The organism is Polaromonas sp. P1_F4, assembly GCF_056405675.1.
This window is the reverse complement of record NZ_JBFUBP010000005.1, coordinates 92027-106462: the sequence shown is the minus strand read 5'-3', so window position 1 is coordinate 106462 and position 14436 is coordinate 92027. Positions and strand designations below refer to the sequence as shown.

General features: G+C 63.6%; 10 protein-coding genes. 6 read left to right on the top strand and 4 right to left on the bottom strand.

All coding sequences use genetic code 11. The annotated features are described in order from the left end of the window. Positions 1-56 precede the first annotated feature (56 nt). The 3 genes from AC1DYQ_RS12195 to AC1DYQ_RS12185 all read left to right on the top strand — a co-directional run bounded on the left by AC1DYQ_RS12195 (position 57) and on the right by AC1DYQ_RS12185 (position 2058). Entirely contained in the window at positions 57-695 is a 639-nt protein-coding gene (locus tag AC1DYQ_RS12195; RefSeq protein WP_477687002.1) for a DsbA family protein, read from the top strand. Positions 696-764: 69 nt separating this feature from the next. Further along, positions 765-1664, top strand: a complete 900-nt coding sequence (locus tag AC1DYQ_RS12190) for an MBL fold metallo-hydrolase (RefSeq protein WP_477687001.1) — start codon at positions 765-767, stop codon at positions 1662-1664. A 4-nt stretch (positions 1665-1668) separates the two neighbouring features. Then, complete coding sequence (locus tag AC1DYQ_RS12185) at positions 1669-2058, top strand: nuclear transport factor 2 family protein (RefSeq protein ID WP_477687000.1); 390 nt, start codon at positions 1669-1671, stop codon at positions 2056-2058. A gap of 76 nt (positions 2059-2134) precedes the next feature. Here AC1DYQ_RS12185 and ssb read toward each other — a convergent pair whose 3' ends face one another. Together ssb and AC1DYQ_RS12175 are read right to left on the bottom strand one after the other, a co-directional pair. Next, positions 2135-2626: a single-stranded DNA-binding protein gene (ssb, locus tag AC1DYQ_RS12180; RefSeq protein WP_457281543.1), complete on the bottom strand. Its 492-nt coding sequence runs from the start codon at positions 2624-2626 to the stop codon at positions 2135-2137. A 54-nt stretch (positions 2627-2680) separates the two neighbouring features. Then, positions 2681-3913 carry an MFS transporter gene (locus tag AC1DYQ_RS12175; RefSeq protein ID WP_477687162.1) on the bottom strand — a complete coding sequence of 411 codons (1233 nt, stop codon included), beginning with the start codon at positions 3911-3913 and terminating at the stop codon, positions 2681-2683. Between the two features lie 210 nt (positions 3914-4123). On the opposite strand from AC1DYQ_RS12175, the gene uvrA reads away from it, so the two are divergent. Further along, positions 4124-7162 (top strand): excinuclease ABC subunit UvrA, encoded by a 3039-nt coding sequence (gene uvrA / locus AC1DYQ_RS12170; protein ID WP_477686999.1) that lies wholly within the window; start codon positions 4124-4126, stop codon positions 7160-7162. Between the two features lie 66 nt (positions 7163-7228). After that, a complete protein-coding gene (locus AC1DYQ_RS12165; protein ID WP_477686998.1) occupies positions 7229-8158 on the top strand; it encodes a DMT family transporter in 930 nt (309 codons plus the stop codon). Here the strand turns inward: AC1DYQ_RS12165 and AC1DYQ_RS12160 are convergent. Continuing rightward, the gene (locus AC1DYQ_RS12160) at positions 8148-9521 is read right to left on the bottom strand and encodes an MFS transporter (RefSeq protein WP_477686997.1); all 1374 of its coding nucleotides are present in this window, start codon (positions 9519-9521) and stop codon (positions 8148-8150) included. The genes AC1DYQ_RS12165 and AC1DYQ_RS12160 overlap by 11 nt on opposite strands. 246 nt (positions 9522-9767) lie before the next feature. Between AC1DYQ_RS12160 and AC1DYQ_RS12155 the strand changes: the two genes are divergently transcribed. Continuing rightward, entirely contained in the window at positions 9768-10664 is an 897-nt protein-coding gene (locus AC1DYQ_RS12155; protein WP_477686996.1) for a LysR family transcriptional regulator, read from the top strand. 710 nt (positions 10665-11374) lie between these two features. On the opposite strand, the gene AC1DYQ_RS12150 is transcribed toward AC1DYQ_RS12155, so the two are convergent. After that, positions 11375-14374 (bottom strand): L-glutamate gamma-semialdehyde dehydrogenase, encoded by a 3000-nt coding sequence (locus AC1DYQ_RS12150; protein ID WP_477686995.1) that lies wholly within the window; start codon positions 14372-14374, stop codon positions 11375-11377. Positions 14375-14436 lie beyond the last annotated feature (62 nt).

The following is a 14436-nucleotide window of genomic DNA, read 5'->3' as shown; positions in this document are numbered from 1 at the left end:
TGTCTTTAACAGTCAATAGATAGTACCTACGATCACAGCCAGTGAGCAAAGAACCCATGACCAAGACCCTCTATTACCTGTTCGACCCGCTGTGCGGCTGGTGCTACGGCGCCATGCCGGCGCTCTCGGCATTGGCTGAAACTCCCGCCGTCCGCATCGAACTGCTGCCGACCGGGCTGTTCGCGGGCGAGGGCGCACGGCCCATGAACAGTGACTTCGCTGCCTATGCCTGGTCCAACGACCAGCGCATCGAGCGCCTGACGGGGCAGCGCTTCACCGGGCAGTACCGCGAGCAGGTTCTCGGTGATCGCCAACGCTTGTTTGACAGCGGCCCCGCCACGGTGGCACTGACCGCCGTGTCATTGACGGCACCGAGCCGGGAACTGGAAGCCCTCAAGGCGGTACAGAGCGCGCGCTATGTGGATGGCAAGGACACGACCTCACTGGAAACGCTGGCCGGCGTGCTGTGTGGACTCGGCCTTGAGCAGGCCGCCGCAATGGTGGCGCAGCCCGACGAAGATCTTCTCGTCGCCAACCGGGCCCGCATGGACCGCGCGCAGGCCTTGATGCGGGAGTTCGGCGCGCAGGGTGTGCCCACCTTGATTGCCGAGTCGGGCGCCAAGCGCTGGATCGTGAATCACGCGGCTTTCTATTCCAACCCGCGTGCGCTGATCAGTGAACTGGACGCCGCCTGATTCCGGCAGCAGCCCCTGCCACCCTCATCTCCGCCATCCCTTTTGAGTTAACCGTTAGAAAGAAAAACCATGACAACACGAAGAGAAGCAATCAAAACTGTAGCCGGCGCGGCTGTCGCGACGGCCATCTTAGGAGTGAAAAGCGCTATGGCTGCAAATACCAACCTGACCTGGAAACACTTTCCCGCCGGCGAACACGGATTCTTCCGTGCCCCGGTGCTGATCTCCGGCGAACGCGAGGCTGTCCTCATCGACGGGGGCTTTACGCTTCCCGACGGCAAGGCATTGGCCGAGGCCATCAAGGCCACCGGCAAAAAGCTCACGACCATCTACATCAGCCAGAGCGATCCCGACTACTACTTCAGCCTAGCGCCCATCAAGGCGGCGTTTCCCGGCGCCAAGGTGATCGCCGCACCGGCGACGATAGCGGCCATCAAGGGCAACGTTGAAAAGAAACTGGCAACCTGGGGCCCCCAGCTCAAGGAAAACGGCCCACAGGCGCTGGCGGACATCGTGATGCCCGAAGCCTTCGACGGCCGCAGCCTCACCCTGGAAGGCCAGACCCTCGAAATCGCCGATGCCGATGGCCTGGCCAACCGCCGCTACATCTGGGTGCCTTCGCTGAACGCCATCTTTGGCGGCGTGCTGCTGTTCTCCGGCGTCCATGTATGGACCGCCGACACACAGGGCGCCGAGGCCCGCGCCGCATGGGTGAAGACGCTTGACGCCATGGCCGCGCGCAAACCCGCCGTGGTGGTCCCCGGCCACATGGCGGTCACGGCGGCGGTGGACGCAAGCGCGATCCAATACACGCGCGACTACCTCGTGGCTTTCGAGGAAGTGCTGGCCAAGGCCGCCGACAGCGGTGCCCTCATCGCGGCCATGACCCGGCGCTACCCGAACGCCGGCATGGGCGTGGCGTTGCAAATTGGCGCCAAAGTCGCCAAGGGCGAGATGAAGTGGGGTTGAAACCATGATGTCGAATATCGACATCGTCCGTGCCCACTACGCGGCCTCGGCCCAGGGAAACATCGGCGAGATGATGGCCCATGTCTCGCCCCAGGTACGCTGGACCGAGATGGCGGGCTTCCCCTGCGCGGGTACCTGGGTCGGGCCTCAAGCGGTTGTCGACAACGTCTTTGCCGTGCTGGGCAGGGACTGGATCGGTTATCGCTTCGAACTGCAAAGCCTCGTCGACGGTGGTGAGCACGTCGTCGGGGTGGGAAGCTACCGCGGCATTTACCGCGCCACGGGAAAGGACATGCAGGCCCGTGTGGCCCATGTCTGGCACCTGCAGGGCGGGGAGGTCGTGGCCTTCGAGCAGTTCACGGACACGCTGCTTGTTCGTCAGGCGATGAGCTGATCATCCGGACGCCTGCAAACGAAAAGCCCACGCTCCTCTCGGAGAGTGGGCCTTCATCGGCAATGACTTTTCGTATTTAGAACGGGATATCGTCGTCCATGTCGTCAAAGCCGCTGGCGGCCTTGGCTGCCGGGGCGGGCCGCGGTGCGGCGGCCGGCGGGCGTGCCGCAGGTGCGGACTGGCGCGGTGCTTCATAACCGCCACCGTCATCACCGCCGGGGCCGCCCATGCCCTGGCGGCTGCCGAGCATCTGCATCTGGTCGGCACGGATTTCGGTGGTGTACTTTTCCTGGCCGTCCTTGTCGGTCCACTTGCGCGTGCGCAGGCTGCCTTCGACATAGACCTGCGAGCCTTTGCGCAGGTACTGGCCGACGATTTCAGCCAGACGGCCGTTGAACACCACGCGGTGCCATTCGGTGGCCTCCTTCATTTCACCCGTCTGCTTGTCCTTCCACTTGTCGGTGGTGGCAATGGTGACGTTGGCGACCTGGTCACCGCTGGGGAAGCTGCGCATTTCGGGGTCCCGGCCCAGATTGCCGACGACGATGACTTTATTGACGGATGCCATGAGAGGTTCTCCTGAGCTGATCTACAGGGCGGGGCCCTGCTATTTATGAATAACTCACAGTTTAACTGGCCGGCCCGGTAAAGCCTCGCCGCCCGGGGCCGCTGCGGCCGCATGGCGTCCGGGCGCCCGCATGGGCCATGCCACCAGCAGCCAAGCCAGCATCAGGCCGCCGCACAACAGAAAAAGCCCCTGGGCACCATGCACCTTGGTGATCCAGCCGCCCACCGCGCCGCCGGCAAAAAACCCCAGCGACTGCAAGGTGTTGTAAACCCCCAGCGCCGCGCCGCGAGCATGGGCTGGCGCCACCCGGGAGGCCAGGCTGGGCTGGGTGGCTTCCAGGACGTTGAAGCCGCAAAAAAACAGGAACAGCAGCACGGCCAGGATGCCCAGACTGGCCGGCGCCGAGGTAGACGATGCCACCCAGAGCAAGCCCAGCTGAACCAGCAGGACCAGGCCGACAGCCCCCAGGAACACGGCGCGCAGGTAGCCCCGTTTTTCCAGCGGAAACAGCGTAGCCCCCATCACCCCAAAAGAGGCCAGTACCGCCGGCAGGTAGACCTGCCAATGCGCGGCCTTGTCGAGTCCGGCATTCACCAGCAAAGCCGGAATCGCCACCCACATGGCCAGCTGCACGGCATGCAGCACGAACACGCCGAAATTCAGCCGCAGCAGCGCGGTGTCCTTCAGCACCTCCGCCACGCTGCCGCGCGGCCGGCTGACGTGCTCCACCGGTTCGGGTGGCACCCACCAGACGACCACGGCAATGCCGCCCAGTGCCAACGCGCCAGTCAGGGCAAACAGCCCGTGCAGGCCGATAGCACCGGCGAGCAGTGGCGCGGCCAGCAGCGAAAGCGCAAACATCAGGGCAATGCTGCCGCCCACCAGCGCCATGGCCTTGGTACGCACTTCGTCACGGGTGGAATCGGCCAGCAGCGCCGTAACGGCAGCCGAAATGGCCCCCGCCCCCTGCAACGAGCGGCCGGCGATCAGCCAGTTCAGGTCGGGCGCCCAGGCGGCGATCAGGCTGCCCAGCGCAAAAATGACCAGGCCGGCCACAATGACACGCTTGCGCCCCCACCAGTCCGAGGCGATCCCAAAAGGAATTTGCAGGATGCCCTGCGTCAGGCCGTAAATACCCATGGCCAGGCCAATCCGGGCCGGGTCATCGCCCCCCGGGTATTTGGCCGCCTCCAGCGCAAACACCGGCAGCACCAAAAAGAGGCCGAGCATGCGAAGCGCAAAGATCGAAGCCAGCGAAACGCTGGCGCGCCGCTCGGTAGCGGTCATGGGAAACGACATGGGGGCTGTAGGCGCAATCAAGGGGATTAAAAGGGCAAAAGCGGCCAAAAAATAGCTAGAAAAGCTCCAAAACAGGGCAATAACCCGGGATTGACCGGCTGGAGCGGCAAGCCCCGGCTGCCCCTGGCTTGCCCAACCGGCTATTGTGCTTGAAACGGTGCTTCGGTCTATGATGGAGAGTTTTGCGGCTGCCACATCTTGAACTCTCCTGACGACAGCAAATACCTTGCCAAAGCACTTGCGGCCCAGCGGATCAGCATCCGCGGCGCGCGCACGCACAACCTGAAAAATATCGACCTCGATATTCCGCGCAACCAGCTGGTGGTGATTACCGGCTTGAGCGGCTCGGGCAAGTCGTCTCTCGCCTTTGACACGCTGTACGCCGAAGGCCAGCGACGCTACGTTGAGAGCCTGTCTACCTACGCCCGCCAGTTCCTGCAGCTGATGGACAAGCCCGACGTGGACATGATCGAAGGCCTGTCGCCCGCGATTTCCATCGAGCAGAAAGCCACCTCGCACAACCCGCGCTCCACCGTGGGTACGGTGACTGAAATTCACGATTACCTGCGCCTGCTGTTTGCGCGGGCCGGCACGCCCTATTGCCCAAACCACGACCTGCCGTTGCAGGCCCAAAGCGTCAGCGAGATGGTCGACACGGTGCTGGCGCTGCCCGAAGACACCAAGCTGATGATCCTGGCGCCGGTGGCGCGCGACCGCAAGGGCGAATTTGTGGACGTATTTGCCGAGATGCAGTCGCAAGGCTATGTGCGCTTTCGCGTCGACGGCACGGCCTATGAGTACGACGACCTGCCCAGGCTCAAGAAAACCGAGAAGCACAACATCGATGTGGTGATTGACCGCATCAAGGTGCGCGCAGACCTGCAGCAACGCCTGGCCGAAAGCTTTGAAGCGGCACTGCGCCTGGCCGACGGCAAAGCGATTGCCATGGAAATGGACACCGCCAAAGAGCACCTCTTCAGCGCGAAGTTTTCCTGCCCCGTCTGCGACTACTCGCTGAGCGAAATGGAGCCGCGGCTCTTCTCTTTCAACTCGCCCGTCGGCGCCTGCCCCACCTGTGACGGCCTGGGCCATATGGAATTTTTCGACCCGGCGCGCGTGGTGGCCTTCCCGTCGCTGAGCCTGGCCAGCGGCGCCGTCAAAGGCTGGGACCGCCGCAACGGCTACTACTTCTCGATGCTTGAGAGCCTGGCAAAGCACTACAAATTCGACATCGACGCAGCCTTTGAGAACCTGCCCGACACCGTGCGGCAGGTTGTCCTGTATGGCTCGGGCGAGGAAGAAATCAAGTTCAGCTATGTGATGGACTCGGGCAACTTTGCCGGCAAGAAGATCGCCAAGAAGCATCCCTTCGAAGGCGTCATCACCAACTTCGAGCGTCGTTACCGCGAAACCGATTCCGCCGCCGTGCGCGAAGAACTGTCCCGTTATCGCAGCGTGCAGCCCTGCCCTGACTGCGAAGGCACGCGCCTGCGTACCGAGGCGCGCCACGTGTACCTGGTGAGCGCGCCTGAAGACGGCGTTGACGCATCGGTGACCGATGGCACCAAACCCGGGCGCAAGGCGATCTATGAAATCAGCCACTCAACGTTGCGCGAGAGTTTCGAGTATTTCAACGCGCTGAAAATGCAGGGTGCCAAGGCCGAAATTGCGGCCAAGGTAGTGCGCGAGATCGGCCTGCGCCTGAAGTTCCTCAACGACGTGGGGCTCAATTACCTCAGCCTGGACCGCAGCGCCGAGACACTGTCGGGTGGCGAGTCCCAGCGCATACGCCTGGCCTCGCAGATCGGTTCGGGCCTGACCGGCGTGATGTATGTGCTCGACGAGCCCAGCATCGGCCTGCACCAGCGCGACAACGACCGCCTGATCGGTACGCTCAAGCATTTGCGCGACATCGGCAACAGCGTGCTGGTGGTCGAGCACGACGAAGACATGATCCGCGCGGCCGACCATGTGATCGACATGGGACCGGGCGCCGGCATCCACGGCGGGCGCGTGATGGCGCAAGGCACATTTGACGAAGTCAAGAATAACCCTGATTCACTGACGGGCCAGTACCTGGCGCAAACGCTGAAGATCGCCGTGCCCAAACGCCGCACACCCTGGCTGCCGACGGTCAAGGCTGTGGAAGCCATCGAAAAAAAGAAGATCTCCCGCTTTCCGCAAAGCCCGGCCGCCGAACGCCGCGCCGCGCGCGAAGCCGTGCACCAGGCCACGCTGGGAGACATGCAGGCTCTGCGCGTCATCAACGCCACCGGCCACAACCTCAAAGGCGTGAGCGTCGAATTCCCGGTGGGCCTCTTGACCTGCGTGACCGGCGTATCGGGCTCGGGCAAATCAACGCTCGTGAACGACACGCTGTATGCCGCTGTGGCGCGCACGCTGTACCGCGCCCACGAAGAGCCCGCGCCGCACGAAGCCATTGAAGGCATCGAGCATTTCGACAAGGTCATCAACGTCGACCAATCGCCCATCGGCCGAACGCCGCGCAGCAACCCGGCCACCTACACCGGCCTCTTCACGCCGATCCGCGAGCTGATGGCCGAGATGAACACGGCGCGCGAACGCGGCTACGGCGCCGGAAGGTTCAGCTTCAACGTGGCCGGCGGCCGCTGCGAGGCTTGCCAGGGCGACGGCGTGGTCAAGGTCGAAATGCACTTCCTGCCCGATGTGTATGTGCCTTGCGATGTCTGCAAAGGCATGCGCTACAACCGCGAAACGCTGGAAGTGCAGTACAAGGGCAAGAACATCGCGCAGATCCTCGACCTGACCGTCGAGGTGGCAGCCGAGTTCTTCAAGGCCGTGCCCACCATTGCGCGCAAACTGCACACCCTGCTCGACGTGGGCCTGTCCTACATCAAGCTGGGCCAGGCCGCGACCACGCTCTCGGGCGGCGAGGCACAGCGCGTCAAGCTTGCACTGGAACTGAGCAAACGCGACACCGGCCGCACGCTATACATCCTTGATGAGCCGACAACCGGCCTGCACTTTGCCGACATCGACCTGCTGCTCAAGGTATTGCACCAGCTGCGCGACGCAGGCAACACGATTGTGGTGATCGAGCACAACCTGGACGTCATCAAGACGGCCGACTGGTTGATCGACATGGGGCCCGAGGGCGGCGCCGGCGGCGGCACGGTGGTGGGTGTTGGCACACCGGAAGACATCGCCGCTAACCCGGTCAGCCATACCGGACGGTACCTGGCGCGCCTGCTCTGAGTTTTCCTGCCAAGTCCTGGCGTCTGCCGCGTCCGGACGCGGCCTTCTCTTCACGGAATCCCGGTTTTGAACAGTTCCACTTTTTTCACCCGGCGCAAAGTGGTTTTTCTGCTGGCCTCGCTGTGCTGTCTGCTCTGGGGCAGCGCCTACCCGGCCATCAAGAACGGCTATGCGCTGTTTCATATTGCCGCCAACGACATTCCCTCCAAGCTGGTGTTTGCGGGCTGGCGCTTTATTTTTGCCGGCCTGGTGCTGCTGGTGTTCGCGGCCCTCAGCAAAAAACCGGTGTTCGAACTGGACCGCCGCACCTTCGGCCAGGTGGCGCTGGTGGGACTCACTCAGACCAGCCTGCAATATGTGTTCTTCTACATCGGCCTGGCGTATGCCACAGGCGTGAAGAGCTCGATCATGAATGCAACGGGGACCTTCTTCAGCGTGCTGCTGGCGCATTACATCTACAAGAATGACCGGCTCAGTTTCAACAAGGTGCTGGGTTGCGTGGTGGGCTTTGCCGGCGTCATGGTGGTGAACTTCAGCGAAGGCCTGCTGGCTTTCGATTTCACGCTGCTCGGCGAAGGCTTTGTGGTGATTGCCGCTTTTGTGCTGTCGGCCGCCAGCATTTACGGCAAGAAGGTGTCGCAGCGCGTGGACTCGGTGGTGCTGACGGGCTGGCAACTGGCCATAGGCGGCTTTGCCCTGCTGCTGATCGGTGTTGCCACCGGCGGCACGCTGTCGGGCTTCACGCTCAAGTCCACTTTGCTGATGGTTTACCTCGTGGTGCTGTCGTCGGCCGCGTTTTCGCTGTGGACGATTTTGCTGAAGTACAACCGCGTGAGCATGATCACCGTGTTCAATTTCATGATACCGATTTTTGGGACACTGCTGTCGGCGGTGTTTCTGGATGAGCGCTTCCTGGAGTGGAAAAACGGCCTGGCCTTGTTGCTGGTTTGTTATGGGATCTGGCTGGTGACGAAAGAAGAGAAAGTTACCGGCTGAGCCTGGGTTTTACGCGCAAGCGGCCCCCGACAGCGATGGCGATTGCGATGGCAACCAGCACCGCCGCAACCGCGAACGTGACCTGCATGCCGGTGGCAACAGCGCCGGCACCCGCGGTCGTGATGTCCGCCGCCGCCGAGGCGAACGCGAACACGGCCCCCAGCGCGGAGGCACCGGTCATGAGCCCCAGATTGCGCGACAGGTTGAGCATGCCGGAAATGACACCCCGCTGGTCCGAAGGAATATCCGTCATGACGGCGGTGTTGTTGGCGGCCTGGAACAGCTGATATCCCGGGGTCAGGATGAAGATGGCGGCCACGTAGCCCGCAACACCGAACATCGCTGGAAGCGCGGCCAGCGCCGCTGCACCGGTAGCCACGGCGATGAGCCCGGCGACGGCCATGAACGGAGCACCCAGGCGGTCCACCATGCGGCCGGCCGGAACGCCGCTCAATGCTGAAATGACGGGGCCAACCGACATGACGATGCCGACCAGCGCGGCGTTGAGCCCGAGGCCATGGGACAGGTAAAACGGGCCGATGACAAGCGTCGCCATCATCACGGTCGCAACGAGCGCGTTCATGCCGAGGCTTGCACTCAAGCCTGGAGCGCGGAACATCGCGAGCCGGACCAGAGGGGATTTCGCTTTCGACTCGACGAACACGAAGAGGCCGACGCCGATAACAGCCGCAAGCAGCAGCGCCATGTTGAGCGGACCGAAATGGCCGCGCCCTGTTGTCATGGCCAAGGCGTAGGCTGCGAGCGTCAGGGCCAGCAGCAGTGTGCCCAAGTGATCAAAATGGGGGCGATCCTTCTTCCGTTCCTTACAGTCAGCAGGCAAGTAGCGACGCGCCAGGGAAAAAGTCAGGATACCCAGCGGCACGTTGACAAAAAATATGGCCTGCCAGCCTGATACGGCGATCAGGACACCGCCCAGCGATGGACCCAGCGCGGTGCCAACAGCGGACATCGTGCCGAGCAGCCCCATGGCACTGCCGGTTCTGGCCTTTGGAACCGCCTCGCCGACAAACGCCATGGTGAGCGCCATCATCACGGCCGCCCCAAGGCCCTGGACAGCCCGGGCGGCAACCAGCAGCCAGAGCGTGGGCGCGATGGCGCACAGGACCGAGGCCAGCGAGAACAGGAAGATGCCGGCCAGCAGCAACCGCCTTCGGCCCATCAGGTCCCCCAGCCGTCCGGCACTGACGATCAGGGCGGTGATGGACAGCAGGTAAGCCAGGACCACCCACTGCACTTCCTGAAAAGAGGCGTTGAACGCCTGAGCCAGCGCCGGCAAGCCCACATTGGCGATGCTGGTGCCGAGCGAGGACAGCAGCATGGACAGCGAAAGACTGGCCAGCACCCATCGGACCGGCGGCGCCGGTTCCGCGTTGGCATTTTTTGATAAGCGGGTGGGCGTGAGAGGAGTGGTCAAGATAGTCCAGTGAGCAAAATGGCAAGCGGGTAAGCAGGTAAAGGGGTTGTGGCTCCCCGAAATGGAGCTCTCTAGGAGCGTAGTTCTTTACCTGGCATGGCGGAAGACGCACCATTTGCACTTTATGAGTGCGTTTAACGCCATGTGACGGCCAAATTGCGCTATGGTCGATGCATGGCTGCGCCTGATTTCAACCTTCTTGTCACCCTGGATGTGCTGCTCGCGGAAGGCAGCGTGGCGGGCGCAGCCCGGCGCCTGCGGCTGAGCCCGTCAGCGATGAGCCGGGCGCTGGCCCGATTGCGCGAAACGACCGGCGACCCGCTGCTGGTCAGGGCTGGGCGCGGCCTTGTTCCCACACCGCGCGCCGTCGAACTCCGTGAGCGCGTCAGTCAGCTTGTGCAAGACGCAGAAGCGGTGCTGCGCCCCGCCAAAAAGCTCAAGCTCAAACAGCTGGTCCGAACGTTCACGCTGCGCACGCGTGAAGGTTTTGTGGAGAACTTCGGGCCAGAGCTTATTGCACGCGTTGCGAATGAAGCACCCGGCGTACGGCTGTGCTTCGTACAGAAGCTCGACAAGGACAGCACGCCGCTTCGCGACGGGACCGTCGACCTGGAAACAGGAGTTGTGGGAAAGACGGCGGCACCGGAGCTGCGGGTGCAGGCCTTGTTCCGGGACCGGTTCATCGGCGTCGTGCGAATGGGGCACCCGCTGGGCGAGGGCGAGGTCACGCCCGCCCGCTACGCCGCCGGCAGGCATATCGATGTCTCACGGCGGGGCCAGGGCAAAGGGCCGGTGGATGAAGCCTTGCAGCCGTTCGGGCTCGAGAGGGAGATCGCCACCATCGTCGGCGGTTTTGCGGCGGCACTGGCACTGGCCCGGTCTTCCGACCTGATCGCCACGGTTCCCCAACGGCACACCGGGAACCTGCGCGCCGGAATGCACAGTTTTGCGCTGCCGGTCTCCACGCCGGAGATCACGGTGTCATTGCTCTGGCATCCGCGGCTGGATGCGGATCCTGGGCATCGGTGGCTGCGGGGGTGTGTTCGGGGGGTTTGTGCGGGACGGCTCTGACGCTTCTGCATGCGCTGCCCGGTCTGTCTCCTGCCTGAATGGCTGATCGGTCAGCAGTTTGTTGCTGTCGTAGCGCTCTTTGCTGAGGGCGGCTGGCCGGGGGTTGCCCGGCATGCAAGTAACTTTCTTTTGCTTCGCCAAAAGAAAGTCACCAAAGAAAAGGCGACCCTGGTTCCTGCGTCCCTTCGCTGCGCTACGGGCAACCTGCGGTGCTCGGTCCAGCCGGGGTCAAAAACAACTCGCTTCGCTCAAACAAGTTTTTGCCCTGATCCGTCTGGCCCTGCGCTCCTCGGCGCATCCACAAGGGGGGTGGAGACAGGAATACCAAACAGCCGAAGTCAGGACCCCGAATACCTGAAGAAACAAGGACACGCCATGGCGTGTCCTTGTTGATATTGGAGTTGGTATTTGTCTTCAGTCCCCGCTCCCGATTAGCCCTTCTGTATGCGCCGAGGAGCACAGGTTCAGGCGGATCAGGGATCGCGATTGTCTGAGCGAAGTGCAACGTAGCGAGTTCGAGCGAGACCCCGCCTGAACCGAGCACCGCAGGTTGCCCGCAGCGAAGCGGAGGGACGCAGACAGCAGGGTCGCCTTTTCTTTTGCTTACTTTTCTTTTGGCGACCCAAAAGAAAAGTGAGTAGCCGCCGGGCTACCCCCGGCCAGCAACCCTCAGCGAAGGACGCACCGTCGGAACAAGCAACGACCCGCCGTCAAGCCCCTCCAGCCAGGAGCGCCGCATTCCCTCCCGCCGCCGTCGTATTCACCGTCACAGTCTGCTCGGCACAAAAGCGATACAGGTAATGCGGCCCACCCGCTTTGGGGCCCGTACCGGACAGGCCTTCTCCGCCAAAGGGTTGCACCCCGACCACCGCACCGATCATGTTGCGGTTCACATAAATATTGCCGACGTGGGCGCTGGCCGCGAGTGCCTGTGCGCGCGAGTCGATGCGGGTCTGGATGCCGAGCGTGAGGCCGTAGCCCAGTGCGTTGATCCGCGCGATCACGGCCTCCGGCGTGGCCAGCTCGCCGCTGCCCCAGCGCACGATCTGCAGCACAGGACCGAAGATTTCGTCTTTCACTTCGGCCAGGCTGCGCACTTCAAAGGCTGCGGGGGGGATGGCATTTGCTATCGAATCAGGAGCTGCTTGCGCCCGTTCTGCATGGCTTACAAGCACTTTTGACGTTGAATTCAGGCGCTGAAGATGCTTCTGGATGTTGTCAAAGGCTTCGCGGTCGATCACCGGGCCGACATCCGTCGCCAGGTCGGCCGTCTCGCCCACGACCAGCTCCTGCGCGGCACCCTTGATCATCTCGATCACGTGCTCAGCGATGCCCTCGTGCACACACAGCAGGCGCAGCGCCGAGCAGCGCTGGCCGGCGGAGCGGAACGCGCTCTGCACCACCGCGTCGGCCACCTGCTCAGGCAAGGCGGTGCTGTCCACCAGCATGGCGTTGATGCCGCCGGTCTCGGCGATCAGCGGGACGATGGGGCCGTCTTTGGCGGCCAGCGCGCGGTTGATGATCTTGGCGACCTGGGTGGAGCCGGTAAACACCACGCCGGCCACCTGCGGTGCCGCCACCAGCGCGGCGCCCACGGTGTCGCCGGGGCCGTGCGCCAGCTGCAGCGCGCCTTCGGGCACGCCGGCCTGGTGCAGCAACTTCACAGCCTCCCAGGCCACGCCGGGGGTTTGCTCGGCGGGCTTGGCCATTACAGCGTTGCCGGTGGCCAGTGCCGCCGCAACCTGGCCGGTGAAGATGGCCAGCGGGAAATTCCAGGGGCTGATGCAGACCCAGACACCGCGCGCCGACAGGCGCAGCTCGTTGGTTTCACCTGTGGGGCCGGGCAGCGCGACCGGCTGCATGATGCGTTCGGCCTCGCCCGCGTAATAGCGCAGGAAGTCCACCGCCTCGCGCAGTTCAGACACCGCATCGCCCCAGGTCTTGAAGGCCTCTTTCACCAGCAATGCGCAGAACTTCGGCATCTGCTGCTCCATCGCGGCAGCAGCACGGCGCAGGATGGCGGCACGCTCGGCAACGGGCACTTTGCTCCACTTTTGATAGCTGCTTGCGCCCGTCGCTATTGCGCTGGCGGCCGATTTTGCATCAAATTCCGGCACCACGGGAACCTGCGTGGTCGCCAGCGCGGCCAGCAGCGGTGCGCGCATGCTTTGTACCGTCAGGTCCAGCCCCAGACTGTTGGGTCGGGCCGGGCCGTACAGCGCGGGTGGCAGCGGCAGCGAAGATTCGGGCTCCAGCCGCAGCGGCGAAGTCAGCAGCTCGCCCATGCCCACCGACTCGTCGGCGAGCTGGTGCACAAACGAAGAGTTGGCGCCGTTCTCAAGCAGGCGGCGCACCAGGTAAGCCAGCAAGTCGCGGTGGGCACCCACGGGCGCGTACACGCGGCAGCTGATCAGCGGGTTCTTCAGCACTTCGCGGAACACACCCTCGCCCATGCCGTGCAGGCGCTGCAGTTCGAACGGCACGGCGTTGCGCGACGCCATCTGCAAGATCGCGGCGATGGTGGCGGCGTTGTGGCCGGCAAACTGCGGGTAAATGGCGTCGGGCGCGGCCAGCAAAGCCTGCGCGCAGGCCAGGTAAGACACATCGGTGTGGTGCTTGTGCGTGAACACCGGGTAGTGCGGCAGGCCCATCTCCTGCGCACGCTTGATTTCCGAATCCCAGTACGCGCCCTTGACCAGGCGGCACATCAGGCGCAGCTTGTATTTGCGGGCAATGGCGGCGATGTGCTCGATCAGCTCCAGCGCGCGGGTCTGGTAGGCCTGCATGGCCAGGCCAAAGCCCTGCCACTGTGGGTGGTGCTTTGCCACCAGGGCGGCCAGGGCCTCAAACACGTCCAGCGAAAGTTCGAGCCTGTCGACCTCTTCGGCGTCAACGGTGAGGTTGATATTGGCCCGGGCCGACAGCTCGCACAGCCCCCAGACGCGCGGCACCAGCTCGGCCATTACGCGTTCGCGCTGGGCGTCTTCGTAGCGCGGATGCAGCGCGCTGAGCTTGATGGATATACCGTCGTTTTGCTCGGTAGCGCCCGCTGGACGAGCGCCAGCAGCTATTGATTCGATAGCGTTTGTGTAACTGGCGAGATAGCGCAACGCGTCGGCATCGGTACGCGCACCCTCGCCCAGCATGTCGTAACTGAAGCGCAAATTGGGGATTTTCTTCCGGGAATCGTCGGCCTCGTTCATGGCGTCGCCGATCGTCTGGCCCAGCACAAACTGCCGGCCCAGCAGTTGCACGGCGCGCAAGGTCGCGGCTACCACGGTGCGCGCGCCCAGCTTGCTCATGATGTTGGGCTGCCCGCCTTCGGGCAGGAACATCTTGGACATGGCGATCGCCGAGGCCGACAGGCGGGCCATCACACCATCGCCGGCGCTGTCGAAATCGGCCCGGCCGAGCTGGTCGGCCGTCAGGGCAATCGCGGTTTCGGCGTCCGGCACACGCAACAAAGCTTCGGCCAGCCGCATCAGGGCCAGGCCTTCTGCGCTGGAAATCGGGTATTCCTTGAGCAGGCTTTCCATGGCCCAGAACGGCGGCGGGTTGTCACGCACGGCCTGCACCCAGGGCTGGGCGGAGTGTGCCGCCGCCGCCCAGTCAAGCGCGCCGGCGAGGCGCTGCAGGTGCGCGGCCACGATGCCGGCTTCGGGGCGGTACGGAAAGGGTAGGCGCGGAGATGCGGGCTTCAGGTGGTTCATGGAGGTTTTCACGGTAAATGGCGGTTATTCAGTCAATACGATGATGTTCTGTTGAATTCAGC

What these genes read in the sequence shown, in the direction of transcription:
- AC1DYQ_RS12195 (WP_477687002.1), top strand. Translation starts at nt 57, where the DNA reads ATGACCAAGACCCTCTATTACCTGTTCGACCCGCTGTGCGGCTGGTGC.
- AC1DYQ_RS12190 (WP_477687001.1), top strand. Translation starts at nt 765, where the DNA reads ATGACAACACGAAGAGAAGCAATCAAAACTGTAGCCGGCGCGGCTGTC.
- AC1DYQ_RS12185 (WP_477687000.1), top strand. Translation starts at nt 1,669, where the DNA reads ATGATGTCGAATATCGACATCGTCCGTGCCCACTACGCGGCCTCGGCC.
- ssb (WP_457281543.1), bottom strand. Translation starts at nt 2,626, where the DNA reads ATGGCATCCGTCAATAAAGTCATCGTCGTCGGCAATCTGGGCCGGGAC.
- AC1DYQ_RS12175 (WP_477687162.1), bottom strand. Translation starts at nt 3,913, where the DNA reads ATGACCGCTACCGAGCGGCGCGCCAGCGTTTCGCTGGCTTCGATCTTT.
- AC1DYQ_RS12155 (WP_477686996.1), top strand. Translation starts at nt 9,768, where the DNA reads ATGGCTGCGCCTGATTTCAACCTTCTTGTCACCCTGGATGTGCTGCTC.
- AC1DYQ_RS12150 (WP_477686995.1), bottom strand. Translation starts at nt 14,374, where the DNA reads ATGAACCACCTGAAGCCCGCATCTCCGCGCCTACCCTTTCCGTACCGC.